This window comes from Nocardia grenadensis NBRC 108939 (assembly GCF_001613445.1).
Classification (GTDB): domain Bacteria; phylum Actinomycetota; class Actinomycetes; order Mycobacteriales; family Mycobacteriaceae; genus Nocardia; species Nocardia grenadensis.
In genome coordinates this window covers 23,376-48,315 of record NZ_BDCJ01000030.1, presented here as the reverse complement: position 1 = coordinate 48,315, position 24,940 = coordinate 23,376, and the positions used below count along the sequence as shown (strand labels likewise).

Sequence of the window (24,940 nt, the reverse complement as noted above, 5' to 3'; positions counted from 1 at the left end):
TCGAATCGGCAGTTACCATCCGTGGAATGCGCAATGATCGCCTGCCCGACGGATTCGGGGTGCGGATCGACCCACGGGTGCGCGCATACTCGGGGGGGCGAATCCTTATCGGAGGTTCACCTGCCCGGTTGCTGCGCCTGGCTCCCGAGGCCGCCGAAATGATCGGTGACGGCTATCTCGAGGTGAACAGCCCGCAATCGGCAGTGGTTGCCAGACGGCTACTGGATTCCGGGGTGGCCAATCCCCGGCCGCGGCTGTTGCCGTCGCCGGAGGATGTGACGATCATCGTCCCGCTGCACAACAACCCCGGCGGGCTGGACCGGCTGCTGGCCGCGCTGCGCGGTCATACGGTGATCGTTGTCGACGACGGTTCCGACGACGAGGTACGGATCGCCGACGGGCACACCGGCCGCTGCCGGGTGAAAGTGCTGCGGCACGAACGGCGCCGCGGCCCCGCCGCGGCCCGTAACACCGGCCTGCGGGCCGCGACGACCCAGTTCGTGGCCTTCCTCGACTCGGACGTGGTACCGCGCAGCGGCTGGCTCGAAGTTATGCTCGGGCATTTCAGCGACCCTCAGGTCGCCCTGGTCGCGCCGCGGATCGTGGCGCTGGACCCGGAGACCAATACGCTGGCGCGCTATGAGCACGCCCGCTCCTCGCTGGATCTGGGCCGCCGCGAATCGGCGGTGCAATCACGCGGGGTGGTGTCCTATGTGCCCAGCGCCGCGCTGCTGGTGCGCCGCTCGGTGCTGGAAGCCGAAGGCGGTTTCGACGAGACCATGCAGGTCGCCGAGGATGTGGACCTGTGCTGGCGGCTCGAGCGTTCGGGCTGGCGGGCCCGCTACGAACCGGCCGCGCACGTGGCCCACGATCACCGGGTGTCGTTCCGGGACTGGTTCCGTCGCAAGATGTTCTACGGCACCGGCGCCGCCCCGCTCAGCGACCGGCACGCGGGAATGGTGTCACCGCTGCAGGTACCGAAATGGACCGCGGCGGCGGCTATGCTGCTGGCGACCCGGACCCGCTGGGGCGTGCTGGGCGCGGGACTCACACTGCTGCTGCCGCTGCGCCGGTTGCGGCGCGCGTTCGCCGGCGTCGACAACCCGACCGGTGTCGCGGCGATCTACGTGGCACGCGGGTTTTTCGCCGGTCTGTGGCGGATCGCCTCGGCCATGTGCCGGCACTACTGGCCGATAACCCTGGCCGCCATGCTGTTCTCCCGCCGGATACGACAGATCGCACTATCGCTGGCGGTGGCCGAGGGCGCGGTCGACTGGTACACCCATCGCGAGCCCGGCGGACTGGATCCGCTGCGCTATATCGTGTTCCGGCGGGTCGACGATATCGGCTACGGCACCGGCCTGTGGCTGGGCGCGCTCCGGGCGGGCAGTCCCGCCGCCCTGAAGCCGACCGCCCCGCCCCAGTAACCCGAGCAGGTCGCCCCGCATGGTGGACACGCTGATCATCGGCGCCGGGAGCGCCGGATGTGTGCTGGCTGCCCGGCTCAGCGAAGATCCGGGACATACTGTGCGGGTGGTGGAGGCGGGTAGCCACTGGGCTTCGGCCGACGATTTCCCCCCGGAGCTCGCCGACAGTGCCGACCTGCCGCTCGGTGACCAGGTCGCCTGGTTGTGGCGTTATCCCGTAGCCCTGGCACCGGGCCGACCGGGCACCATCGTGCGCGGCCGCGGTATCGGCGGTTCGGGGTCGGTGAACGGGTCCTATTTCATCCGGGCCGCGGCGCGGGATTTCGCGGCATGGAGCGGGGAAGTGGGTACCCGCGCGTGGGATTTCGAATCGGTGCTGCCCTATTTCCGGGCGCTCGAGAACGATCACGACTACGGCGATCACCCCGGCCACGGCCGGGCGGGGCCGGTCCCGGTACGCCGGACGCGCGCGTTCACTCGGCTGGTCGAGGAGTTCGGCACGGCCTGCGGGGAACTCGGATTCGGTGAGGTCGCGGACTGGAACGCGTTGCCCGGCGGCCCCGAGGCGGGCGTAGGCCCGGTGCCGTGCACGGTCGGGCCGCCCGATGCCTCCGGCCGGCGTCATCGGATAGGTCCCGCGCATTCGTATCTGCTACCGGCGCTATCGCGTCCCAATCTGACGGTGCAGGGCGAAACCCTGGTGACCCGGCTGCGTTTCCGCGGCGACCGAGTGGTCGGCGCCGACTGCCTCCACGGCGGCCGACCCGACACGATCCGGGCCGACCGGGTGGTGGTGTGCGCGGGCGCGATCGAATCGGCGGCACTGCTGCTGCGTTCCGGTATCGGACCGGCCGCGGAGTCCACGGCACTGGGTATCCCGGTGGTCGCCGACGTACCGGTCGGGCGATGGCTCACCGACCATCCCGAAATCGGTATCGACTACCGGCATCCGGCGCCCGCGGGCCGGTCCGTCCCCCTGGAATACGTCCTGGAGTTCGACGATATCGAGATCCGTCCCTATACGGTCGCGTTCACACCGGGGGTCTACCGGATGGGCGTGACCCTGATGCGGCCCACCAGTTCGGGCACCATCACGCTGAACTCGGCCGATCCGCTGGCCGCGCCGCGGATCGAACACGGCTACCTCGGGACCGGAACCGACCGGACCCGGCTGCGCAACGCGGTGGAGTTGACCGGGCAGATCCTCGGGTCCATGGCGGCCGAACCGGTAGGCCCCGTCGACCCGGTTTCGGATCGGTGGCTGTACGACCGCCTCGGCACCTCACAGCATCTCGGGGGTACCTGCCGGATGGGACGCGCCGGCGATCCGCGGGCGGTCGTCGACGAGCGGTTCCGGGTGCACGGGGTGGACGGGCTCTCGGTCGTGGACCTGTCCGTGGTGCCGGTACCACTGAGCCGGGGTCCGCAGGCGACCGTGGTGCTGCTGGCGGAACGGGCGTCCGCCGAACTGCGCTGAATCCCGCCCAGTGATCACCTGCATTTACACTGCCGCAGCGCCTTTCGGGCCCTGGAGCGGTCGACGGCGTGCTAATCGATGGCGAACTCGCTCGGCCCGGCCGCCCGGCCCCCGCGAAGGCGCGGAACTCCCACTGGCGCGGCTGTGGCCGGTGCGGTACCTTCCACCGGTGCGATTCGCCGGTCGGTGATCAGGACCGGCCCCTGCGCAGATATCCGGACACTGCCCGGCACCCGGGCGCGAATCGCCGCCACCGAGGTATAGCCGTCCGCTATCGGCGTACCCCAATTGCCTGCGCCGGGCCAACCGGTGTGGTAGGTGAGCTGTATCGGTCGGGGATACAGCTCACCGGGGTCTGCCCGCCGAAATATCAAGCGGCACCGTGCAATATTGCGTCCACATTTCCGACACCCCGGGCCGATCTCCCGGGATTCGGACCGCGAGCTTGTACTCTGGTCCCTTGGGTGGCCCGCTGCGGCAACGTGATCCGGCCACCCGAGAATCCGCACCCGGCGCCGGGCACCGGGGAAGGTACGGCGCCGGTGCGGAAGACTCAGCGAACTCCTCGCGACCCACAATTGTCGACTTCGAGCGACTCGCCACACCGATGAATGTTGGGAATCGGCTCGCGCCGGTCAGGGGAAGTGCGCCCGCCGTTCCGGAAGATCCGGTCGGGTTCCTCGAGGGCATTTCCCGCGGCTGATCCCTGCCCGCCCACCCTGTCGGACCGTTCTGCTGCCTGCTCGGCCGGTAGCGCGACCGCCGTGGTCGGGTCCGGCGGTTTCTCCGCGGATAGTACGTCGTCGGCTCCCAGGCGCGATCGGCTTTGCGAATGGGGTGTCCGGTCATTCGACCGATCCCGCGAAGTGCGCGTTCCGGGCGATTGGTCCGCGGTCCGCGCCGGCCAGGTCGATTTCGTCGATTGCCAGGACTCGTTCGTCATCGGTGAGTCGGCGCAGGATCGGCGACAGCTTCCGGATGCGATCGTGCCTGCGCGGCCAGATCGAGCGGACCCGGGTGAGGGTTGTCGGCGCGCCGGAAGAACGGCCGGGTGTGTTCAGGCGTGTGGTTGTGGGGCAGGGCGCCGGTGAGCACGGCCTGTACGGATCTGTGGACGGCGGCCGCGGTCGGTGCGTTCTCGCGGTCGGCGAATAGCAGGTGTGCCGCACCGGTGAGCGTGGGGGCGAGGGTGGCGACGTCGGCGTCCGCGGCCAGGCGCCCGAGGTCTCGTTCGGCGGTGAGGTAGTCGGCGATCATGGCGGTGCCTTCGCCCAGGACAGGTATGGGGGCCGCGCCGGCCTCGCGCAGGCGGACTCGTAGGTCGTCGCGAGAAACGATGAGCGCGACGATCGCTACCGCCACCGGGTCGAACAGCTCGGTCAGGGCGGTGGCGAGATTCTCGGCGACGGGGCCGGTCCCGGCGGTATCGCGGAGCGTCGCGGCCTGCCGGTCGAGTGCCGCGATCCGGTCGAGGACGAACTCGGCGAGGAAGGCGTCGAAATCGGTGAAGTGCCGGTGGATCACGCCTTTGGCGACTCCGGCTTCGGTGGTCACCGCCCGGCTGGTCAGTCCATGGGGTCCGCCGAGGAGTAGGACGCGCCGGGCGGCGGCGAAGAGTTGTTCGCGCGCATCACGCAATGCCACACCGGTCGGCATCCGGGCACCGCCCTTTCCGTAGTTCTCGCTCCGCGATTGACAAGTGGGCGAGCGCCCACTCATAGTGGGCGCATGACCACTCTACCGTCCGATTCGTCGTCGTCCCCCGTGGGCGAATCCCACTACGCACGCCGGCTCGCGCAGTCCTTCGGCGATGACCCGCAACGTTATGACCGAACCCGGCCGCGTTACCCCGCCGCGATGGCGGCTCGGGTCATCGCGGCGGCTCCCGGTCACGATGTCCTCGATGTCGGCATCGGCACCGGGATTTCAGCGCAACCCTTCGCCGCGGCCGGATGTCGAGTACTCGGCGTCGAGGTCGACCCGCGGATGGCCGCGTTCGCGGCCGAGGAGGGATTCGCCGTCGAGGTGGCGAAGTTCGAGAATTGGGATCCCGCGGGCCGGGACTTCGACGCAGTGATCTCCGGGCAGTCCTGGCACTGGGTGGACCCCGTCCGCGGTGCCACCAAGGCGGCACAGGTCCTGCGGCCGGGTGGCCGGCTGGCCGTCTTCTGGAACGCGTTCGCACCCCCCGCCGAGCTCGCGCAGGCATTCGGGGCCGTCTATCAGCGGCTCCTGCCCGGCTCGCCGTTCGCCCGAGGACCGTTCGGGGGCCCCACCATGTACGCCGGCCAGTTCAACGCGGTCGGCGACGGGATGCGTCGAGCAGGCGCATTCGAGGCGCCCGAACAGTGGGAGTTTCCCTGGACGCGCCGCTTCACCCGGGACGAGTGGCTCGAGCAGATACCCACCTTCGGCGGTCACAGCCAGTTCCCGCCGGACACGCTCGATCAGTTGCTCACCGGTCTCGGGTCCGCGGTCGACGACGCCGGTGGCAGCTTCGTCATGAAATACACGACCGTGGTGATCACCGCATCGACCACCGGGCGGAATCGACCGGCGACGTGATGACAGCGCCGCCCGGCCCGTCACCGTCCACCGAAACCCGACATGCCGATACCACGGAGGAAGGCCTTCTGCGCGACGGCGTAGAGGATGACCAGCGGTAGCAGGATCAGCATGGACGCGGCCATGAGCACCGGCCAGTCCGAGACATATTGTCCCTGCATCCACACCAGGCCGAGGGTGACGGTGGAGATCTCCCGGCGTTGGATCATCACCAGCGGCCACAGGAAATCGTTCCAGACATTGACCCAGGTGAGGACGGCGAGCACCATCACCGCCGGTTTGGCATTGGGCAGCAGGACCCGCCAATAGATCTGCCACGGGGAGCAACCGTCGAGCACGGCGGCCTCGTCGAGTTCGACGGGGAGGGTGCGGAAGAACTGCCGCATGAGATAGGTGCCGAACGCACTGCCGAACAGTCCGGGCAGGATCAACGCCCAGGGGGTATCGGTCAAGCCCAGCACCCGGATGAGCACGAACTGGGGCACCACGGTCACGGTGAGCGGGACCATGAGGGTGGCCAGGTAGGCGATGAACAGGACGTCGCGGCCGGGGAAGCGCAGCCGGGCGAACGCGTACCCGGCCAGTGAGCAGAAGAAGACCTGACCGGCCGTGACACATCCGGCGTAGAGGACGGTGTTCAGGAACATCCGGCCGAACGGCATCTCCTCGAAAACGGTGCGGTAGTTGGACCACTGCGGTTCGCGGGGGAGCAGGGTCGGTGTGGTGACCTCGGATTGCTTCTTCACCGACCCCGCCAGCGCCCACAGGATGGGAAGCAGAGCACACCACGCCATTGCGATGAGCGCCAGGTAGAGCGCGGCGGCTCGGACGAATGCGCGGGTCTTCCAGCCCGGTGCCGCCATCACTGCTCCGTCGAATTCTTGCGGGCGAACCACAGTTGCGTGAGGGTCAGCACCAACAGGACCACGAAGATCAGCCAGGCGATGGCCGCCGCGTAGCCGGCGTCGCCGAAGGCGAAGGCGTTCTGGAAGATCATGATGCCGAAGACGTAGGTCCCGGTTTCCGGGCCGCCGTGGCCGCCGGTGAGCACATAGATCTGGTCGAAAGCCTGTACCGCGTCGATGATCGAGACCACGAGGACGAAGGACAGCGCGCCCCGGATCAGGGGCACGGTGATCGAGACGAATCGCCGGATCGCGCCGGCCCCGTCGATCTTCGCCGCTTCGTACAAGTCCTGCGGGACACCCTGCATCGCGGCGAGCAGCACGACGGTGGCGAACGGGATGCTCTTCCACACGCTGACCAGGCAGACCGAGACCATCGCCCACCGCGGTTCGACCAGCCAGGGGACGGGGCCGAGGCCGATCCGGCCGAGCATCGTATTGAGCAGCCCGTTGTTCGTATCGAAGAGGAAACGCCAGATCACCGCCATCACCACGCTCGATATCGCCAGGGGCAGGAACATGACCGTCCGGAAGAAGCCGGTTCCCCGGACTCCCCGGTTCAGGGCCGCGGCGACGACGAGACTTATCGAGATGGTGGGGATCAGCGTGCCGAGGGTGTAGACGACCGTGTTTCGCAATGCGATGGCGAACAGCGGATCCGCGGTGAGCAACTCACGGAAGTTCCGCAACCCGGTGAACCGGACCGGCCCGAACATATCCCACTCATGGAAGCTCAGGTAGAGCGAGAAGCCCAGCGGGAAGACCAGGAAAGCCGCGACCGCCAGGAGGTTCGGGGCGATGAATAGCCCGGCCGCCCGCGCCTGCCGCTTCGCCGACTCCGAGCGGTGCCGTCCGTTGGCGGCATCCGATGCCGCCGGTTTCCCGGTCGCGATCTTGTCGGTGCTGGTCATCGGTTGCGCAGCACCTCGTCGGCTTCCGGAGTGAGATTGTCCGCCAGCGAGGTCGCCGGGGCCGCGCCGCGGAGCACCGGACCGATGTACCGGTCCATCAGTGCGTCGATGCGCGGCCATTTCACCGTGACCGGGAGTGGGGCGGAGTGCGCCGGTCCGTCGAGGAGGATGTCCAGGTTCCGGATATCGCGGTGCGCCGCGGCGAATCCGGGTGATCGCACGGCAGACTCGCGGGCCGGCACGAAGAGACCGGTTCCCGCGACCACCGCCTGGCCGACCGGCCCGGCTGCGAATTTCAGAAACTCCCAGGCCTGCTCTTTCCGGGGGCTGTCGGCGGATATGGCGAGGCCCGTGGTGCCGATATTCGAGCGCGCGCCGCGGACCGTCGGGCCGGTCGGCAGGGCAGTGATATCCAAATCCAGGTCGTCGGCCTCGGTGAAGGTGCGATATCGCCAGTGCCCGCCCATCGCCAGCGCGGCTCTGCCCTGCGTGAACAGATCCATCGCCGAGATCGACTGCTGATCAGCCGGACTCGGTGCGACGCGATACCTGTTGGCCAGGTCCGCATAGAACTGGACGCCTTCGATGAAAGCCGCGGTGGAGAAATCCGACCGGTCGGGAACGGTCCGCGGGCTCGCCCATTCGGCGCCGTTGTTGACGGCGAAGAGACCGGCCGAATAGTACGGCACCCAGGTATCGACGAACCCCCACTGCCGGACCTCGCCGGACCTGTCACGCTCGGTGAGCGCGCGCCCGATATCGAGGAATTCGGCGAAGCTCCACGCGTCTTCCCACCGCCCGGGCGGCCGCAGTCCCGCCTCGTCGAACAAGGTCCTGTTGCAGAACAGGAAGTTTCCCGACCACTGCTCCGGGAGTGCGTACTGCCCGCCCTCGAAAGTGAAGGTGTCGTACAGCGCCGCGGTACCGCCCGCCCGCAGATCGGCGGCGAAGGCCGGATCACGGTCGAGCAGGGTGTTCAGATCCAGCAGCACGCCCCGGTCGGCGAGACCGGCGTAGGTCTGTTCCCACGCCATCAACACGTCGGGGCATTTGCCGCCCGCGCAGAAGGTCAGCATCTGCTGCATCGGGTCGGGGCCGGACAGCAGGGTGCGCACTCGGATATCCGGATTCCGGCGGGTGAACTCGTCGATCACCCGCTGCCGTCCGTCGGCTTCGGCGGGGTTGGCCTGGAAGAAGAACGTCAGCGCGTCGTCGTCGCTGCCACACCCACCCAGTGTCAGCGCGGCACCGGCACCGGCGACGGCCCGCAGGAACTCGCGTCGTCCCAGTGAGGTGCCTTGCTCACGCACGCCGCAACCACCTCCCGCGCGTGCCCTCGCGCGAAATCGTCCCTATCCGGATTCGCGAATCGTCTACCGTGCCCGCCGAGGCCCGCCTGGTACACCTGCCTGCGAGCACCGATGCCCCGGGCCCCTGCGATTGTCCACCGCCGGCGCATGAATCGCCTCCAACGACTCACCGGGTTCTCGCCCAGCCGAATCGGTACGGCCGGTGTGAGGCCATGTCGGAGATTTCCCGGTTCTTCCGTAGGGACTGCACCGCCCGCGGTACGACTCGCGGTGAAAACCGCCGACGCGGAGTCGGCGGAGACCGTGGTGGTGATCGGCCAGACCATTACCAGTCTCGGTACCCGGGGGCAGCCCGCGCCGGGGCAGTTGAGCATGGTGATGCGGATGCAGAAGATCGACGGGCAGTGGCTGGTCGATCAGATGATCACCCCGCTCGCTCCCGGCCCGGCATCGTGACCGGGTACGGCTAGCGGGCGGTCGGGCCGTACAGCACCGCCCGCATGAGCAAGGCGACCCGCTGCTGCGAGGCGGTCGCGACCGTGCCGAACGCGCGGCCCAGATCGACCACGAGAGCGAAGGCCGCGTGGACGAGAAAACGCGCCTGCGGACCGGAGAGTTCGGGGCGCACCTGCCGGACCAGCCGCGCCCACTCCTCCACGCTCAGCCGCTGCACATTGCGCAGGGCGGCGCGTTCCTCGGCGGGTACGTGCTGGAATTCGGTGTAGTAGACGAAGGTGAGTTCCCGTTCGGCGAACGAACCCTCGACGTACTGGTCGATCAGCGAATCCAGCGCCTCACGCGGTCCGGCGGCTCCGGCCACCGCGGGACCGATCGCACTGGACACCCGTTCGGCGGCGCGCCGGAAGGCGGCGGCCAGCAGATCACTCTTCCCGCGGTAGAAGCGGTACACCGCGGACGCCGCGGACAGACCCGCCGCGGTGGCGATATCCTCCACGCTCACATTCGGATATCCGCGAGCGTGGAAGAGTTCCACACCTTTGCGGAGCAGCAATTCGTGCTTGAACGATTCCGGGATCTCCACCGGGCGGGCGGGTTCGACATCCCCCGGCTCCGGGAGCGAGACGGCCGCGAGGTCCATGGCGGTGGAAACCAGCAGCCCGGCAAGCGGTTTCGTGGGTAGCGTCGCATGGTGATCGGCGATGCTGGTGATCACCGACAGCAGCGCCACCACCAGCACCTGGCGATCCTGACCGCGCAGCTGCGGACGGTAGGCGGCGAGCTGGGTACCCAGCGCCTCCAGCACCGCGTTCTGCTGGCCGTCCCGGATCTCGCGATCCGCCGGCTCCAGGTAGCGGCCCTCCCAGCGCACCAGCGTCACACTGGCCCGGTTGGCGACCGTGACCGCGCTGAGCGCTTCCAGTACCGTGCGCAATCGCTGCTCGGGTGGGGCCGCCGCGGCATCGGCGTCGAGCCGTACCGATTCGGCCATGGCCTGCCCGACCCGCAGCGATTCCTCCTGGAACAGCGCGTACTTACTGGGGTAATGGCGGTACAGGGCAGCGGAACTGATACCGAGCCCGCCGGCGATGTCCTCCATGCTTACGCCGTGGTACCCCAGCGAACCGAACGCGTTGGCCGCGGCCGCCGCGATCTGCGCCCGCCGGTTCTTCGGACGGCGCCGTACGGGGCGGGCCGCCGCGACACCCTTTTCGGTGGCGACGTCGCTGCCCGGATCGTCGCGACCGCTCGCGCGCACCGGCGGCGCGGACGACCGGACCCGGCGATTGTCGACGCTCATTCCGTAATCCTATCGTCGGGTAACCAGCGACAATGCCGCGCACCCCGCTCGGGGGTCGTTTCCGGCGGCCGATGCCCGGCCCGGCCCGGCTTTCCGGCTCGTCGCCGGGTGGCCGTGGGGGCCGGGGCACGAAGACTCCCCGAAGGGGAGAACACAACCATGGCACACACCGGTGTCCCCGGGTTCCGGACACGGGGTACCGCGGCGGTCGAAGTGACCGGGGATTCCGGTCGTCCGGGGTACTCGGCGCGAACGCGGCGCCGAAACGTGTCCACTGACCGGGAATGCGGCTGGGGCGACCCGGTGCCCCAGGCCACTATCGGCGCAGTCACACAACTCCGCTGGAACATGGAGGTTCCGATGCCGGATCTTGCACCGAACGGGCGACCCCAGCACGGTACAGACGAATACAGGCAGATCGAGGCGGCCGCGGCCCCGACCCGGTTCGCGCGCGGCTGGCACTGCCTGGGACTGGCGAAATCGTTCCGGGACGGGCAACCGCACGAGGTCAAGGCATTCGGCACCACGCTGGTGGTGTTCCGGTCCGAGACCGACGGCACGCTGCACGTACTCGACGCGTACTGCCGGCATATGGGCGGCAATCTGGCCCAGGGTTCGGTCAAAGGCGATTCCATCGCCTGCCCGTTCCACGACTGGCGCTGGGGCGGTAACGGTAAGTGCACCGGGATCCCGTACGCCCGCCGGGTACCGCCGCTGGCCCGCACCCGGGCCTGGCCCACGCTGGAACGCAACGGTCAGTTGTTCGTCTGGCACGACCCGCAGGGCAGCAAACCCACCGACGAGGTGACGATCCCGGAGATCGAGGGCTACGGCACCTCGGAGTGGACCGACTGGACGTGGAACACCCTGCTGGTCGAAGGGTCGAACTGCCGCGAGATCGTCGACAACGTCGTCGATATGGCCCACTTCTTCTACGTCCACTACTCTTTCCCGCGCTACTTCAAGAACGTGTTCGAAGGGCATGTGGCGACCCAGTACATGCGGTCCACCCCGCGCGGCGATATCAACGTCGGTACCAACTACGACGATCCGGATTCCGCGCTGCGCTCGGATGCCTCGTACTTCGGCCCGTCCTACATGATCGACTGGCTGTGGAACGAGGCGCAGGGCATGACGATCGAGACGGTGCTGATCAACTGTCACTACCCGGTCACATCGAATTCGTTCGTCCTGCAGTACGGCGCGATGGTGAAGAAACCCCAGGGCATGTCGGACGCCGACGCCGCGGCGATGGCGGCGCAGTTCGCGCGCGGCGTCGAGGTGGGTTTCGAGCAGGACGTGAAGATCTGGAAGAACAAGGCGCCGATCGACAACCCGCTGCTCTCCGAGGAGGACGGGCCGGTGTACCAGTTGCGCCGCTGGTATCAGCAGTTCTACGTGGATGTCGAGGACATCACCGAGGACATGACCAAGCGGTTCGAATTCGAGATCGATACCGAGCGCGCCGTCACCAGCTGGGAGGCGGAGGTCGCGGACAACATCGCTCGCGGCGCGGTACTCGACACCACCACCTGACCCGAACATCCTCGTCCGCGCCGGGTGCACACTCGGCGCGCGTTCACCTGGGCGGCCTGGCGGGTGGTGATGGCCGTGGACCAGCTCTTCGCCCGGTCGGGCGGTAACGCGCCGCGAAGGGACACACCACTGCAGTGGTACTGACGTGACGTCGACCACGCGCTCCAGGTGCGGAGCATTGTCTACCACGCCTCGGCGCCGAGCTCGATGGGATTCGATCCGGCCGAGCATCGCGCTCGGCTACGTACAGATCCAGACCACGGATATGGCGCGCTGGCGGCAGTTCGCCTTCGAGGTGCTCGGGCTCCCGGCGGCTGCGATATCGAATTCGGCACCGACGGGATCAAGGTCGACGAAAAGTACTACACCGCGTGAGGAGGTCACCGCAGAAATGCTTGGAACGGCCCCTCGGGCCGGGCGTATCGCCCGGCCCGAGGGGCCGTTCGTGATTTTCGGCCAACCTTTGCCATTCGTGTGACAGCAGACACAATAGGATGCTACTAATAGGAATATGCCTATTCGTCATATCCGATTCGGCATCAGCACGTAGACCCAATGGAGGGTTCATGACTATCCAGGCCGACGCCGCCACCCCGAGCGCTGTGCTCGACCGCGTCTCGCTGGTTCTCGACGCGTTGGAGGGCCCGGGGCGCCTCACGCTCGCCCAGATCGTGCGCCGCACCGGACTACCCCGGTCCTCGGCGCACCGCATCCTGGAGCGGCTCGTACAACTGCGCTGGTTGCGGCGCGACGGCCGGGACTACGAACTGGGCCTGCGGCTGATGGAACTCGGCTCGCTGGCGGTGCATCAGGACCGGCTGCACCGCGCCGCCGTGCCCTTCCTGCACGAACTACACCGCACCACCGGTTGCGTGGTGCATCTGGCCGTACTCGACGGCACGGACGTGGTGTACCTGGACAAGGTCGGCGGCCGGCTGGCGGGCGTGGTACCGACTCGGGTCGGGGGCCGGCAGCCCGCGCACTGTACGGCGGTGGGCAAAGCGATCCTCGCCTACGCCGACGGCGAGCGCGGCAATGTGTTCGAGGCCGGCCCCGTCCGGCCGAAGACGCGGTACTCCATCGTTACGGCCGCGCAATTGCGGGCCGAACTGGTCAAGGTCCGCGCGCACGGTATCGCCTTCGAGCGCGAGGAATCACTGGCCGGATTCGGGTGCGTGGCGGCACCGGTCGGAGAGATCGGTCAGGCGGTGGCCGCGGTATCGATCTGCGGGCCGGTGGACCGGATGAGCTTCGACCACCGAACGGCCGCGCCGGTGCGGATGACCGCGCTGGGGATCTGGCGCAATGTCGAGGACGGCCGGGCCCGGGTGCATCCCACGCTGCAGCGGCCCCGCCCGCTGGGGCCGGTGCCGCCGCCCCGCCCGGCGGCGGCCCTGCAGTACGTCTGACCGGTGTCGTGCTACCCGAGGGCGGCCCGTCGCCGACGGCGGTTACCCAGCTTGCGCATCAGCGCGATCAGGTTCAGGCCGAACGCGGGTGCCAGATCGACGCCGCGAACCAGCGCACCACGCCAGCGCGGTATCACCCGGAATATCTGCCGGCTGTCCATCAGCGTCATACCCGCGCGGGCGACGGTGTCCTCGTCCATCGGCTTCGGCCCGGCGAACAGCAGCGCCGCACCGGGATCGGCCACCCGTGCGGTCACCATCCGGGTGCCGACCACATCGGGACACAGGGCACGGACCCGGATCGGTAGCCCGGCATGCCGGAGGTCGCCCTGCACCGAGGTCGTGTAGGACAGGACGGCCGCCTTCGTCGCGGCGTACAGCGCGAGACCCGGTACCGGAGTGAGCGCCGAGAGCGACGCGACATTGAGCACCACCCCGCCCGCCTGCCCCATCTGCGCGATCGCGGCCGCGGTCCCCGCCACGACGCCGCGAATATTCACGTCCAGGATGGTGGCGATCTCTTCGTCCGGATGGGTCCAGGCGTCGCCCGCGAAGAGCACCCCGGCGTTGTTCACCCAGTTCGTGAGCCGTCCCAGGGCCGCGGCCCGCGCCGCGATCTCCCGGTGCGCGGCGATATTGCGGACATCCTGTTCGAGTCCGACCGCACCCCGGCCGATCTCCGCGGCGGCCCGCCGTGCGGCGGCACCGTCGATATCGGTGAGCACGACCAGATGGCCCGCGTCGGCGAGATGGCGGGCGAAGGCGAATCCGATTCCGCGGCCGGCGCCGGTCACAACTGCTGTGGTGGTCATGGCAGGACGTTAGGCCGGAAGCGCTGTCGACCGCCAGCGTTCGTTCGCGGCAGCGTGGTCACGTGGGTTCCGCCACCGGCTGGCAGCGCTGGGTGCAGCGTTCTCGATCGCGCGACTGCGCGGGGCCTCGCGGACGACGCTGCACAAGTACACACAGCGTCGGGGCAGGGGGCGGTCCGATAAGAATTCACAGGTGACGCTGCCTGGGATCCGGCCCAACTATTCCGGGCCGATCCGGTCATCTCGGCCGCTGGGTGAGGGAGGTGCGCCGTCTACAAGGTGGATTGTTGTTCCGGATGAGTGCGCCTCGAGAGCCGCGGAGACATCGATCCCTTTTCGCCCGGCGCTTTCAACCGCCTCATCCGGTGGAAGGAAGTCGAATCCTGTGACTTCTTTCTCGTCGACATCGAACCGCATACCCGACACCCTGGTACCGGTCGTCTCATCGAAGGTGGCGAGGTAGATATAGTCCGTCAACGGGTAGTCGCGTCCATGTTCGGGGTCCGGTGATTTCTTGTTGGTGGCAAGCAGTCGCTCGATCCCGACGGCTCTCTGGAGTTCTTCCCCGAGTTCTTCCCGAACTTCTCGTTTCGCCGCTTCTTCTGGTTGTTCTCTCTTTCGCGGTCCGTTGTCGACGAAGCCGCCGGGCATGGTCCGTTTGCCTTCGTATGGAGATTGCAGCATCAGCACCCGGCCGTTCTCGTCCATGATGACCACCTTGGCTGCCGCCAGATTTTCGGGATCGAGGTTCCCTTCGTCGAATTGCCGTTGGAACCATGATCTGCGGGTGTCGGGTGTGAATTTCTCGCCGGCTGGAGGCGATGCCGGTGCCGGGGGTTCTCCATGGGAATCCACTGATTCGGCGTGGGCGTGGTCACCGCGGTCGGCGGCTCGATCGGCGATCGAAAGATCGGGGTCCTCCGTGGCTCCCGGCCGCTCACTCATCCCGAAACCGGTCTGCTCGATCTGTCGCCGGCCTGCCAGTTCCTGGTCGGGCACCGTCTCCGTCATGTCTTTCACGACCCTCTTGGTCCGCCGAATCGGATACCCCGCGGCACCTGCGGTGTCGGGGATGACCTGCCCGGTGAGTTTTCCGGCCACATGTTTACGGAACCAGTCGGCGAGATGTCTTCCGATCACTGGGCCGACAGTACCGAAACCGAATATCACCGAAAGATCAAATGTGTTGTCGCGCAGCATATTCGGGTAGTAATGTAATGGGAATCACCCGATGTCACGAGTCTGCGGTGCATTATCGCCCGGACTGGTGGGCGGAAGTGCGGCGCGCACCATCTCCCAGATCTCCTCTCGTGCGGTCCGGGTGACCGTGAGAGCGGGAATCGTCTCGGGCCACCGTAGGTCGGCGCTCGCGCGGACGGAGTCGTGTCTCCCGGAGAGTGGGCCGGTCCCGGCCGGACCGCCGGATACGGCCATACCGTGACGCGATGGGTGCGGCGAAGGTCTATCAGGCGCCGGGTGATCGCGATCGGCGCCGCCCGGGATCCTCGTCCTTGACCTGCTGCTCCACTTCCCGCCAGCGCCCCGGGGTGGGGTGTGGGTAGGTGGATTGCGCATCGCGTTCGGCGGCCACCAGGGCGGCCTCGGCGGCATCGATATCGTCGATCAGTTGCTGGGTGAGGTGGCGTTCGGAGGCGTAGTAGCGTTCGGCCCACTGCAGCACGATCTGCGAGTAGGCCCAGCCGGGTTCGGATTTCGCGGCCGCCGCGTCCACGGCGGCACTGCGTTCGAGCCGTTCGGCATCGGCCATATGGTCGCGCAGGATCTCCTTGAGCCGCTCCGGCGAACTGAGGTGCCCGAACATGATCCGCAACATCACATGATGTTTCAGCATCGGCGGGTCGACCGGCGCGCTGTTGGTCCAGGCGGTGACGGCGGCCCGGCCGGCCGGGGTGATCCGGTAGAGGCGGCGACCGCGCATGGCGTTGTCGGCGTCGACCCGCGAATGCGCGAACCCGTGCCGTTCGAGCTTCTTCAGCTCCGAGTAGATCTGGCTGTAAGAGGGGCTCCAATAGAAGTAGCGGATACTCCAGTCGGCCCATTTCTTCAGGTCGTAGCCGGAGATCTCTTCCTCGTAGGAGAGCATGGCGAGCACCGCCCAGCTGGTCGGCGGCAGGTTGATCTGCGCCACGTCGGGTTCGCTCGTCGTCATTCGCCGAATGCTATCAGTGGTCATATGCCGGTCCGGCATATGACCACCGTGGGGGCGCGGACCGCGCCGCTCACCGGTGCAGCAGGTCGAAGCCTTGGTAGCCGGCTGCCGCGACCCCGGCGATGCCCGCGCCGACGACCGCCACATCGACTCGGGTCCGGTCGGGTGACCAGGGTTTTCCGGGCTTCACCGTGCCTCCGACTGCTCGGGTGTCCGGTGCTCTGCGGCGACGGTGGGGACAGCCGCGACCTCCTGGTCGTCCTTCTCCCGCTGACCGGCACACCCACCGGATGACTCCGGTTCTCCCGGTCACCGGGAGAACCGTTCGCCCGCGCGGCGCACCGGCCCTACCGTCGGCCTCGGCACGAGCCGGCAGCGCGAGGAGGCGGTGGAGCAGTGGTGGACTTCGACGACGAAGTGGATGTGCTGGTGGCAGGGTCCGGCGGCGGACTCGCCGGCGCCTACACCGCGGCCCGGGAGGGGTTGTCGGTCGCGGTGGTGGAGGCGACCGACAAATTCGGTGGTACCACCGCGTACTCGGGCGGCGGCGGGGTCTGGTTTCCGTGCAACCCGGTACTCGAGCGCGCAGGCACCGACGACACCCTCGACGACGCGCTCACCTATTTCCGCGCGGTCGTGGGTGACCGCACCCCGGCGGAACTACAGGAAACCTTTGTGCGCCGCGGCCGCGGCCTCATCGAATACCTGGAGAGCGACGAGCGTTTCGAATTCCAGATGTACCCGTGGCCGGACTATTTCGGTGCGGCGCCGAAAGCGCGAACGGACGGCCGGCGCCATATCGTCCCCGTCCCGCTGCCCGCCGCCGAACTGGGCGACCTGCGTGCCCATCTGCGCGGCCCGCTGGACACCGACCGGCTCGGCGCCGAGCCGCCGGAACTGCTGATCGGTGGCCAGGCGCTGATCGGCCGTTTCCTGCGCGCGCTGGCGGGCTATCCGCACGTCCGGCTGTACCGTAACGCCGCCCTCGCGGAGCTGATCGTCGAGGACGGTACGGTGATCGGCGCCCGTATCGAAAAGCCCGAGGGCACGATGACGATCCGGGCCCGCCGCGGTGTGGTCCTGGCGGCGGGCGGATTCGAGGGCAACGAAGAGATGCGTCGCCACTACGGGGTGCCCGGCGCCGCCCGCGACACCATGGGCCCGCCCGGCAATCAAGGGAAGGCGCATCGGGCCGGTATCGCCGCCGGAGCCGATATCGATCTCATGGACCAGGCATGGTGGTCGCCCGGACTCACCCATCCGGACGGCCGGTCGGCGTTCGCGCTGTGGTTCACCGGCGGGATCTTCGTCGACCAGGACGGTAAGCGGTTCGTCAACGAATCCGCGCCCTACGACCGGCTCGGCCGGGCGGCCATCGAACGGCTGCGCGCCGGCAGTATGACCTTGCCGTTCTGGATGATCTACGACGACCGGGACGGGGTCAGGCCGCCGATACAGGCCACCAATGTGTCGATGGTCGAAACCGAGAAGTACCAGGCGGCCGGGTTGTGGCATAGCGCCGAAACGCTCGAAGAACTGGCCGCGGCCCTCGGCGTCCCCGCCGCGAACCTCGTCGAGACCGTCGAGCGGTACAACGCGATGGTCGCCGCGGGCGCCGATACCGATTTCGGCCGCGGCGACGAGGCCTACGACCGGGCCTTTTTCGAGGGCGAGCTGCCGCTGGTGCCGATCGAGCGGGGCCCCTTCCACGCCGCCGCCTTCGGCCTGTCCGATCTGGGCACCAAGGGTGGGTTGCGTACCGACAGCGCCGCCCGGGTGCTGGACCGCGCCGCGACGCCGATCCCCGGCCTGTACGCAGCGGGCAACACCATGGCCGCGGTCAGCGGCACCGTCTACCCCGGCGGCGGCAACCCGATCGGCGCCTCGATGCTGTTCGCCCACCTCGCCGTCCTCGACATGCTCGGCCGTTAGCGCCGACCGGCGACACACTCGTCACCCGGACCGGCCGGAACACGGCGCCCGAACCCGAACAGGAAACAACCATGCCCGCACCCGAACAGATCCGCGCGGCCGTACACCGCTACCTCGATGCGGTGGCCACCGGAACCGCGGCCGAGATCGCCGCTCTCTACGACGAGAACGCCACCCTGGAAGACCCGGTGGGCAGTCCATCGCATACCGGCCGCGCGGCCATCGAGAAATTCTACGAGAGCCTCGAATCCGCACGTCGCAGTACCGAACTGCTGAGCTTGCGGGTGGGCGGCGACAGCGCCGCATTCGGTTTCCGGGTGGTCACCGAGACCGGTGACCAGACCATCACCATCGAACCCATCGACGTCATGACCTTCGACGAGAACGCGCGGATCACGAGTATGCGCGCCTTCTGGTCGGCCGAGGACATCAGCTTCGGCTGAGTTCGATCTCTACGAGAGAAGAGATATACGCGGGCGCCGGCGCCGCCATCGGACCCGCCATGATGTTCGGCTACATCGCCGCCCGCCACGCCGCGACGAAGGAGTGATCGTGCAGCCCGTACAGTGCGTCAACTGCGGTAACCGAGTACTGGTGGAAAAGTTCAGTCCCAGTCACACCAGTGTGCAATGGCTCGACGACGCCGAATCCGCCTGCCCCGAATTCGCCCGCCGGGCGGCCCTGGGCGAGCCCAGCAAATGGATCCCCACCTGCCCGGCACTACGCGATTCCATCGAACGGGCCGTCGCCGACGGTGATCTGCCCACCGACGAACGCCGCCGGGAGCCTGTGGCGGGGCGCCTCGGCTGATATCGCGCTGCAGGTCATTACCGAGCGGCGGCCAGGGTTCCGGCCGGTGAGCGATCATGGTTACTGCGCAGAGAGATCGCTCGCCCCCGCACAATGTTCGAAGCCGAGAACAGCGGGGGCAGGGTGCGTCCACTCGGGATATTTATCCTTTCCGCTGCCGTATGGCCTCGCCGGCACTTCCAACGATTCGACAGGCACGGGGGTAAAGATCTGCTACCAGCGGAACCGGCGCCGTTGTCGTTGCCGATCACGTCTGAGCTGATTACTGCCGGAGGAATGGGGCATCAGCTGGTGTCTCGAGAGGCGATGCCGGAAAAGTTCGCCATGCGGGCGATATGTTCCCATGCGGGTCTCCGCGTCCGGCGATGCCGATCACCGAAGATCCATCAGCGCCTTCGGCCAGAAACATGGTATCGGTTCCGGCATTTACTTCCCGATTTATACCATTTTCTCGCATCGATGCTACCGCACTCTCAGCCGCATCCCCTTCGGGTGCGCCCGCGCTACACGATACAAATCGTATTGGACTGTCCGGCGCCTCCGCGGCATCCTCCAACTCGGATTTTTTCGCCGCGAGTAACCGCCCGTACTCCGCTCCGCCCAGGAAGATATTCCGTGTGGGATATACGAGACGTGGTGGGAGTGTGGATGGTATGAGTCGATTTTTCCGCCCACTCGGCAGTATGGATTCTGAACCGAGGGGAGGTGATCCGGATCTTAAATCGGGCGGCCCGTGCGTCCTCACCTTGACTGCGAATCCATCCGGGTTGGCGTGTGATTGCACTATTATGGCACGCTTTGCTTCTGCGCCGTCCGCGCCGGGAATGGGCTGAGGAGTGGGATCGAACTCGTAGTCCGATTTCCTTGTTGACAGCCTAGTAACAGGCCAGAAGTGGTGAAACTCTCGATCGAATTTTTCGCCGGCTCGCTTAATCCATGGGATCCGATGGAATTCGTCTGAATCTTTTGTCGGAAAGGCGATGCCGCGTAAGCCTCGGCGGTCTCTCAGCGCGTGATATATCACATCATCCGGCGAGAACACCGCAAGTTCGCCGTATTCGTCGTGACCACGGATACCTGCCGTTATCCGATCGTATCCATCGCGGTCTGCCATCCCCGACACTTTCGAAGCCTCGCCGAGATGATCGGCTACCTCGTTCAGCGGACGCGCAGAAGCGGAAGCCGCCTGTTCGATGTTCGTTGTGATCGTCCCTGCCAGCCTCTTCATGGCTTCGTGCGCCGTTATGGGCACGGAGCCCGGCTCCAGGGGAGTCGACGGCACCCGGCCTGCGACAGGGGGCATGAGCTCGAGTTTCGATCGCCCGGCGTCCGATCGCCACTTGCACGGTTCCCGGCGGCGGGAAGAATAACTCGGACAACTTCGCCCATGCAGGTGTGGCCGGTCCGGATCGAGCTCGCGAGGGCACACTGCGGCGCTCGTGCTATCGCGACGATCGCTCGCAGCACGCTGGCTGTAGGCGTCGCCTGGCACTATGGAACATCGTCATCTTCCGCCGCGAGTTGCCACCGAGGTCGCGGACGGAGCCTTTGCTGCTTGTCGATTCACAGACATCTCGGCCCACCCGCTGCCTCTGTCGACGGCGGGCGGTGAGGGAACAAATCCGGTGATCCGATCGGCGACCGCTCACCGGGAGCGCCGGGTGAGTGGTCGCCGTGTAGCTGGCAGCGTGGTCGGTAGAAAGTACGCCGAGATGGAGGGTTGACGATGACAGCAGTTTCCGGCACCGAGCACGAGCTGCGGGAGATACGGACCGACGCAGGGACGCTGCGGTATTACGAAGCGGGCTCCGGTACACCACTGCTGCTCTTGCACGGTTCCGGGCCCGGGGTCACCGGATGGCGTAATTTCCGCGGCAATCTCGATTTCTTCGCCGAACGGTTCCGCACAATCATCCTGGAGTTCCCCGGCTTCGGTATCAGCGACGATTTCGGCGGGCACCCGATGGTCACCGCCCTGGACGCGGTGGTCCGCTTCGTCGACGCGCTCGGTCTCGACCGGGTCGATATCATCGGCAACTCGATGGGCGGCGGAGTCGCGCTGAACTACGCGATCGCCCACCCCGACCGGGTCGGCAAGATCGTGACCATCGGTGGTATCGGCAAGAACATCTTCAGTCCGGGCCCGGGAGAGGGCATCCGGTTGCTTCAGGACTTCACCGAGAACCCGACCCGGGAACGGTTGATCGCCTGGCTGCACTCGATGGTGTACGACCCGGCCCTGGTCACCGAGGAGATGATCGAGGAACGCTGGGTCCAGGCCACCGATCCGGCCACCCTCGACAGCGCTCGCCGGATGTACAGCCGGGCCGCGTTCACCGCGATGGTGCGTGCCATGGATGCCGCGGACACTCCGCCGCCGTGGGCGCTGCTACACAGGGTCAAGGCGCCGACCCTGGTGACCTGGGGGCGCGACGACCGGGTGAGCCCACTGGATATGGCTCTGCTGCCGATGCGCACCATCCCGCGCGCCGAATTGCACGTGTTCCCGGACTGTGGCCACTGGGCGATGATCGAGCAGAAGGCCGCCTTCGAATCCACGGTCATGGCTTTCCTGACCCGCAAGGACTGAGGCGCCGGGGAGCCCGCTGCCGACGGAGCCCCGGCAGTGGAGACACGCCCGGGCGCGGGCATGGAGGGCGAGGTACCTCGCCGCGCCGCACGCCGCGAGAAGCGCCCGGATCGGTCGGCCCTATCGCTGGGTGCTGCCGGCGTCGACCGGCAGGGTCACCGCGGTGATGTAGCGGGCCTCGTCCGAGGCCAGGAACAGCGACGCGTTCGCGATATCGACCGGTTCCACCCACGGGATCGGCAGCATGTTCATGGTCCGTGCGGCCTCCGCGAATTCTTCGCGGGTCGGGTTCTCCCGGTCCGGGCGGAACGACCGGCGGACCATATCGTTCTGGATCATCGGGGTGTCCACATTGGTCGGGTGTACCGAGTTCACCCGGACCCCGTGCGGCGCCAGCTCCTGCGCCAGCGACCGCATCAGTCCGACCACACCGTGCTTGGCCGCCGTGTAGTGCGCCACGCCGACCAGTCCGCGCAGTCCGGCGATCGAGCTGGTCAGGATTATCGACCCGCTGCCGCGGGCGATGAGATGCGGGGCGGTCGCTTTGCAGGTCTGCCATACGCCGGTCAGGTTGACGTCCAGCATCGTCCGCCACTGCTCCTCGGTGAGTTGCAGACCGGGTGCGCTGGAGGTGATCCCGGCCGTCGCGCACACCACGTCCAGGCCGCCGAGTTGGTCCACCGCCCGGTCGGTCGCCGCCCGTAGCGCCGCGCCGTCCCGGACATCGGCGGTGGCGGCCACGACTCGCGCCCCGGTCTTCTCCACGGCTCGCACGGTCTGCTCGAGGTCCTCCGGTGTGGCCGGCGGAATGATCACCGTCTCCACCGGCCCGCAGAGATCCAGCGCGACGATATCGGCGCCCTCCTCGGCCAGCCGTACCGCCTGGGCCCGCCCGATACCCCGTGCCGCGCCGGTGACCAGCGCTACCTTGCCTGAAACCCGTCCCATCTCACACCTTCTGAGTAAGTCCGGCGTCCACGACGAGTTGGGTGCCGGTGATGTACCGGGACTCGTCGGACGCGAGGAACAACACCGCATTGCTGATATCCACCGGCTGCACCCAGGGCACCGGGAGGATCGTCCGTTCCGCGAGAACGCGCGCCGCATCGTCGCGGGTCGGATCCGCCTGGTCGGGCAGTAATTTCGCGTAGACGTCGTCGTTCAGGATCATCGGCGTCGCCACCGAACCCGGATGCACGGTGTTCACCCGGATGCCCTGCGGGCCGAGTTCGTTGGCCAGCGTCCGCGCCAGACCCACCACCGCGTGTTTGCTCGCCGAGTAGTGCGCGGCGGACGCGCCGCCCTTGACGCCGTTCGTCGACCCGACGATCACGATCGAAGCGCCCGCCTCCAGATGGGCGGCCCCGGCCCGGACGGTGTGCCAGACCCCGGTGAGATTGATATCGAGGGCGCGCTGCCAGGCGTCGTCGGACAGTTCCCAGGTCGGCGCCAGATCCGCGTAGACGCCGGCGTTGGCGACAACCACATCCAGCCGGCCGAGCTGCGTCACTCCCGTGTTCACGGCTTCCTCGACCGCCAGCGGGTCACGGATATCGGCGAAACCGGTGACGCACCGGCGGCCGAGATCCTCCACCTCAGTGGCCGCCGCGAGCAGGGCGGCCGCATTCTCCGCGAGGTCGAGCGCGACGATATCGGCGCCCTCCTCGGCCAGCCGGCGGCAATGGGCGCGGCCCATCCCGCCCGCTGCCCCGGTCACCACCGCTACCCGGTCCTGTAGGCGCGTCATCGGGCACCTCCGGCAAATACCGCATCCATGCGGGCGACGCTAGGCCCACCGAATGTTCCGCGACCGCGTTGCTCCCGGTCACCGGGCCGTGCCGGAGACCGCTCCCGCTGGGTGGGACCGGCGCCGCCCGGTATATCCGCCATCCACTACCGGGTCCGGAGCGGTGTGCCGCCCGGCCGGTCACGGCGCACGAATCCCTCGCCGCCGACCTCACCGACACCGTGCACATCGCGGAAGCGCCGGCGGGCTGGGCCGGGAAATCGCGACCGGCGCGCACCCTGCGTGTTTCAGATCAAGGCGCCGGTCGGCTTCCCGGCCGGCGGAGCCGGACAGATGTCAGGGGACGACGACCGCCCGGCCGCGCAGTGTCCCGGCGGCGAGCCGGCGATACGCCTCGGGCGCCTCGTCGAGACCGAACCGTTCGGTCGCGATCTCCAGGACTCCGGCGTGCGCGAGATCGATCAATTCGATCAGTTCGGCGCGGGCACCCCAGTACGGTGAGGTCGCCGTTGCTTCGTACGGGCTGATCCCGAATCCGACCCGTGCGGCCGACTCTCCGTCGCCGATACCGACGATGGTCACATCGGAATCCACCCCGGCCACCGCCATGGCGGTATCGATGGTCGGCTGGAAGCCCACGAAATCCAGGACCAGGCTCGCCCCGGCCGGACCGGTGATCTTGCGGACGTTCTCGGCGGCCCGGTCGTCGGAGAGCACGGCCTCGTGCGCACCCACCGACCTGGCGAATTCGAGTTTCTCGTCGTTCACATCCAGGGCGATGACGCGGGTGGAGGACAGGTACCGCAGCAACTGGATCGCCACATGGCCGAGCCCGCCACTGCCGATCACCACCGTCCAGGAGCCGGGGCGGATCTTGTCCAGCGACCGTTTGATGGCGTGATAGGGGGTCAGGCCGGCATCGGTGAGCGGTACGGTCGCCACCGGGTCGAGATCGCCGATCGGTACCAGATGGCGGGGGGAATCGACGATCAGGTATTCGGCGATGGCGCCCGGCGAGCCGAGCCCCGGCGGCATTATGCCCAGTTCGGCGGCCCGGGAACAGTAGTTCTCCTGACCCTGGGCGCAGAACCAGCAGTTCCCGCAGCCCCAGGGGCCGTAGACCACGACATTCGTGCCGATATCGATACCACGCACGCCTTCTCCGAGGGCGGTGACCTGTCCGGCGCCCTCGTGCCCGAGGGTCAGGGGCAGTTCGATACCGAACTGTTCCGGCGGGTTGTTCATGACGAAATCGTCGGAATGGCAGACCCCCGCCGCGGTCACCCGCAGCAGTACCTCGCCGGGGCCGGGTTCGGGGGTGGGGATTTCGCGGACCTCCGGTTCTGCCCCGACGGTCACGTATTGCAGTGCCTTCATTGCGCCTGTCCTCTCTGAGCCGAGCGACTGGGTGCGTACTGGTGGAACGGCAGCGAACATGCGGATACACCGACTGCGACCAGGCTAGTTCGGGCCGCGCCCGGCCGGGGGCATTCAGGCATTCGACCAGGTCGCGGCGGTCGGTGGCGGCACGGCGCATCCCGCCGCACGGGGCGCCGAGATCTGGCGGCCCGGCGCCGGGC

Annotated in this window: 21 protein-coding genes and 1 pseudogene; 11 read left to right on the top strand and 11 right to left on the bottom strand. The window is 67.8% G+C overall.

Annotated features, from left to right (window positions below):
• Positions 1 to 26: 26 nt before the first annotated feature.
• Complete coding sequence (gene mftF, locus NGR01S_RS27425) at positions 27 to 1,427, top strand: mycofactocin biosynthesis glycosyltransferase MftF (protein WP_063041851.1); 1,401 nt, start codon at positions 27 to 29, stop codon at positions 1,425 to 1,427.
• Positions 1,428 to 1,446: 19 nt separating this feature from the next.
• Positions 1,447 to 2,904 carry a mycofactocin dehydrogenase MftG gene (mftG, locus tag NGR01S_RS27420; protein ID WP_063041849.1) on the top strand — a complete coding sequence of 486 codons (1,458 nt, stop codon included), beginning with the start codon at positions 1,447 to 1,449 and terminating at the stop codon, positions 2,902 to 2,904.
• A gap of 939 nt (positions 2,905 to 3,843) precedes the next feature.
• Here the strand turns inward: mftG and NGR01S_RS27410 are convergent.
• Positions 3,844 to 4,560: a TetR/AcrR family transcriptional regulator gene (locus NGR01S_RS27410; RefSeq protein WP_084481766.1), complete on the bottom strand. Its 717-nt coding sequence runs from the start codon at positions 4,558 to 4,560 to the stop codon at positions 3,844 to 3,846.
• A gap of 72 nt (positions 4,561 to 4,632) precedes the next feature.
• Here NGR01S_RS27410 and NGR01S_RS27405 point away from each other — a divergent pair, with 72 nt between their 5' ends.
• A complete protein-coding gene (locus NGR01S_RS27405; protein ID WP_063041845.1) occupies positions 4,633 to 5,469 on the top strand; it encodes a class I SAM-dependent methyltransferase in 837 nt (278 codons plus the stop codon).
• 20 nt (positions 5,470 to 5,489) lie between these two features.
• Here the strand turns inward: NGR01S_RS27405 and NGR01S_RS27400 are convergent, their stop codons facing one another.
• From NGR01S_RS27400 to NGR01S_RS27390, 3 genes are read right to left on the bottom strand one after another with little or no spacing between them, the layout of a single operon-like run.
• Positions 5,490 to 6,332 carry a carbohydrate ABC transporter permease gene (locus NGR01S_RS27400; protein WP_063041843.1) on the bottom strand — a complete coding sequence of 281 codons (843 nt, stop codon included), beginning with the start codon at positions 6,330 to 6,332 and terminating at the stop codon, positions 5,490 to 5,492.
• Positions 6,332 to 7,285 carry a carbohydrate ABC transporter permease gene (locus NGR01S_RS27395; protein WP_084481765.1) on the bottom strand — a complete coding sequence of 318 codons (954 nt, stop codon included), beginning with the start codon at positions 7,283 to 7,285 and terminating at the stop codon, positions 6,332 to 6,334. The genes NGR01S_RS27400 and NGR01S_RS27395 overlap by 1 nt, the downstream gene beginning before the upstream one ends.
• Entirely contained in the window at positions 7,282 to 8,595 is a 1,314-nt protein-coding gene (locus NGR01S_RS27390) for an ABC transporter substrate-binding protein (RefSeq protein ID WP_084481764.1), read from the bottom strand. The genes NGR01S_RS27395 and NGR01S_RS27390 overlap by 4 nt, the downstream gene beginning before the upstream one ends.
• 270 nt (positions 8,596 to 8,865) lie before the next feature.
• On the opposite strand from NGR01S_RS27390, the gene NGR01S_RS27385 reads away from it, so the two are divergent.
• A complete protein-coding gene (locus NGR01S_RS27385; RefSeq protein WP_063041841.1) occupies positions 8,866 to 9,051 on the top strand; it encodes a hypothetical protein in 186 nt (61 codons plus the stop codon).
• A 10-nt stretch (positions 9,052 to 9,061) separates the two neighbouring features.
• On the opposite strand, the gene NGR01S_RS27380 is transcribed toward NGR01S_RS27385, so the two are convergent.
• Entirely contained in the window at positions 9,062 to 10,354 is a 1,293-nt protein-coding gene (locus tag NGR01S_RS27380) for a TetR/AcrR family transcriptional regulator (RefSeq protein ID WP_084481763.1), read from the bottom strand.
• 360 nt (positions 10,355 to 10,714) lie between these two features.
• Here NGR01S_RS27380 and NGR01S_RS27375 point away from each other — a divergent pair, with 360 nt between their 5' ends.
• The 3 genes and pseudogenes from NGR01S_RS27375 to NGR01S_RS27365 all read left to right on the top strand — a co-directional run bounded on the left by NGR01S_RS27375 (position 10,715) and on the right by NGR01S_RS27365 (position 13,299).
• On the top strand, positions 10,715 to 11,890 hold the full coding sequence (locus NGR01S_RS27375) for a 3-ketosteroid-9-alpha-monooxygenase, oxygenase component (protein ID WP_063041928.1): 1,176 nt from the start codon (positions 10,715 to 10,717) through the stop codon (positions 11,888 to 11,890).
• Between the two features lie 21 nt (positions 11,891 to 11,911).
• Positions 11,912 to 12,112, top strand: a pseudogene (locus NGR01S_RS33330) (acyl-CoA dehydrogenase family protein); the annotation flags it as partial.
• Between the two features lie 350 nt (positions 12,113 to 12,462).
• The gene (locus NGR01S_RS27365; RefSeq protein ID WP_084481773.1) at positions 12,463 to 13,299 is read left to right on the top strand and encodes an IclR family transcriptional regulator; all 837 of its coding nucleotides are present in this window, start codon (positions 12,463 to 12,465) and stop codon (positions 13,297 to 13,299) included.
• 11 nt (positions 13,300 to 13,310) lie between these two features.
• Here NGR01S_RS27365 and NGR01S_RS27360 read toward each other — a convergent pair whose 3' ends face one another.
• From NGR01S_RS27360 to NGR01S_RS27350, 3 genes are all read right to left on the bottom strand, one after another.
• Positions 13,311 to 14,111: an SDR family NAD(P)-dependent oxidoreductase gene (locus tag NGR01S_RS27360; protein ID WP_063041835.1), complete on the bottom strand. Its 801-nt coding sequence runs from the start codon at positions 14,109 to 14,111 to the stop codon at positions 13,311 to 13,313.
• Between the two features lie 219 nt (positions 14,112 to 14,330).
• Positions 14,331 to 15,311 (bottom strand): NUDIX domain-containing protein, encoded by a 981-nt coding sequence (locus tag NGR01S_RS27355; protein WP_063041833.1) that lies wholly within the window; start codon positions 15,309 to 15,311, stop codon positions 14,331 to 14,333.
• A 265-nt stretch (positions 15,312 to 15,576) separates the two neighbouring features.
• A complete protein-coding gene (locus tag NGR01S_RS27350; protein WP_063041831.1) occupies positions 15,577 to 16,281 on the bottom strand; it encodes a PadR family transcriptional regulator in 705 nt (234 codons plus the stop codon).
• A gap of 396 nt (positions 16,282 to 16,677) precedes the next feature.
• On the opposite strand from NGR01S_RS27350, the gene NGR01S_RS27345 reads away from it, so the two are divergent.
• From NGR01S_RS27345 to NGR01S_RS27330, 4 genes are all read left to right on the top strand, one after another.
• A complete protein-coding gene (locus NGR01S_RS27345; RefSeq protein WP_063041829.1) occupies positions 16,678 to 18,213 on the top strand; it encodes an FAD-binding protein in 1,536 nt (511 codons plus the stop codon).
• Between the two features lie 71 nt (positions 18,214 to 18,284).
• Positions 18,285 to 18,656: a nuclear transport factor 2 family protein gene (locus NGR01S_RS27340; RefSeq protein ID WP_063041827.1), complete on the top strand. Its 372-nt coding sequence runs from the start codon at positions 18,285 to 18,287 to the stop codon at positions 18,654 to 18,656.
• A 109-nt stretch (positions 18,657 to 18,765) separates the two neighbouring features.
• Positions 18,766 to 19,023 carry a hypothetical protein gene (locus NGR01S_RS27335; RefSeq protein WP_063041926.1) on the top strand — a complete coding sequence of 86 codons (258 nt, stop codon included), beginning with the start codon at positions 18,766 to 18,768 and terminating at the stop codon, positions 19,021 to 19,023.
• Positions 19,024 to 20,749: 1,726 nt separating this feature from the next.
• Positions 20,750 to 21,613 carry an alpha/beta fold hydrolase gene (locus NGR01S_RS27330; RefSeq protein ID WP_063041825.1) on the top strand — a complete coding sequence of 288 codons (864 nt, stop codon included), beginning with the start codon at positions 20,750 to 20,752 and terminating at the stop codon, positions 21,611 to 21,613.
• A gap of 120 nt (positions 21,614 to 21,733) precedes the next feature.
• On the opposite strand, the gene NGR01S_RS27325 is transcribed toward NGR01S_RS27330, so the two are convergent.
• The 3 genes from NGR01S_RS27325 to NGR01S_RS27315 form a co-directional block, all read right to left on the bottom strand.
• Positions 21,734 to 22,561, bottom strand: coding sequence for a mycofactocin-coupled SDR family oxidoreductase (locus tag NGR01S_RS27325; protein WP_063041824.1), 828 nt, complete (start codon positions 22,559 to 22,561; stop codon positions 21,734 to 21,736).
• A gap of 1 nt (position 22,562) precedes the next feature.
• Positions 22,563 to 23,360, bottom strand: a complete 798-nt coding sequence (locus tag NGR01S_RS27320; RefSeq protein WP_063041822.1) for a mycofactocin-coupled SDR family oxidoreductase — start codon at positions 23,358 to 23,360, stop codon at positions 22,563 to 22,565.
• Between the two features lie 336 nt (positions 23,361 to 23,696).
• Positions 23,697 to 24,737, bottom strand: coding sequence for an NAD(P)-dependent alcohol dehydrogenase (locus tag NGR01S_RS27315; protein WP_063041820.1), 1,041 nt, complete (start codon positions 24,735 to 24,737; stop codon positions 23,697 to 23,699).
• Positions 24,738 to 24,940: the final 203 nt, after the last annotated feature.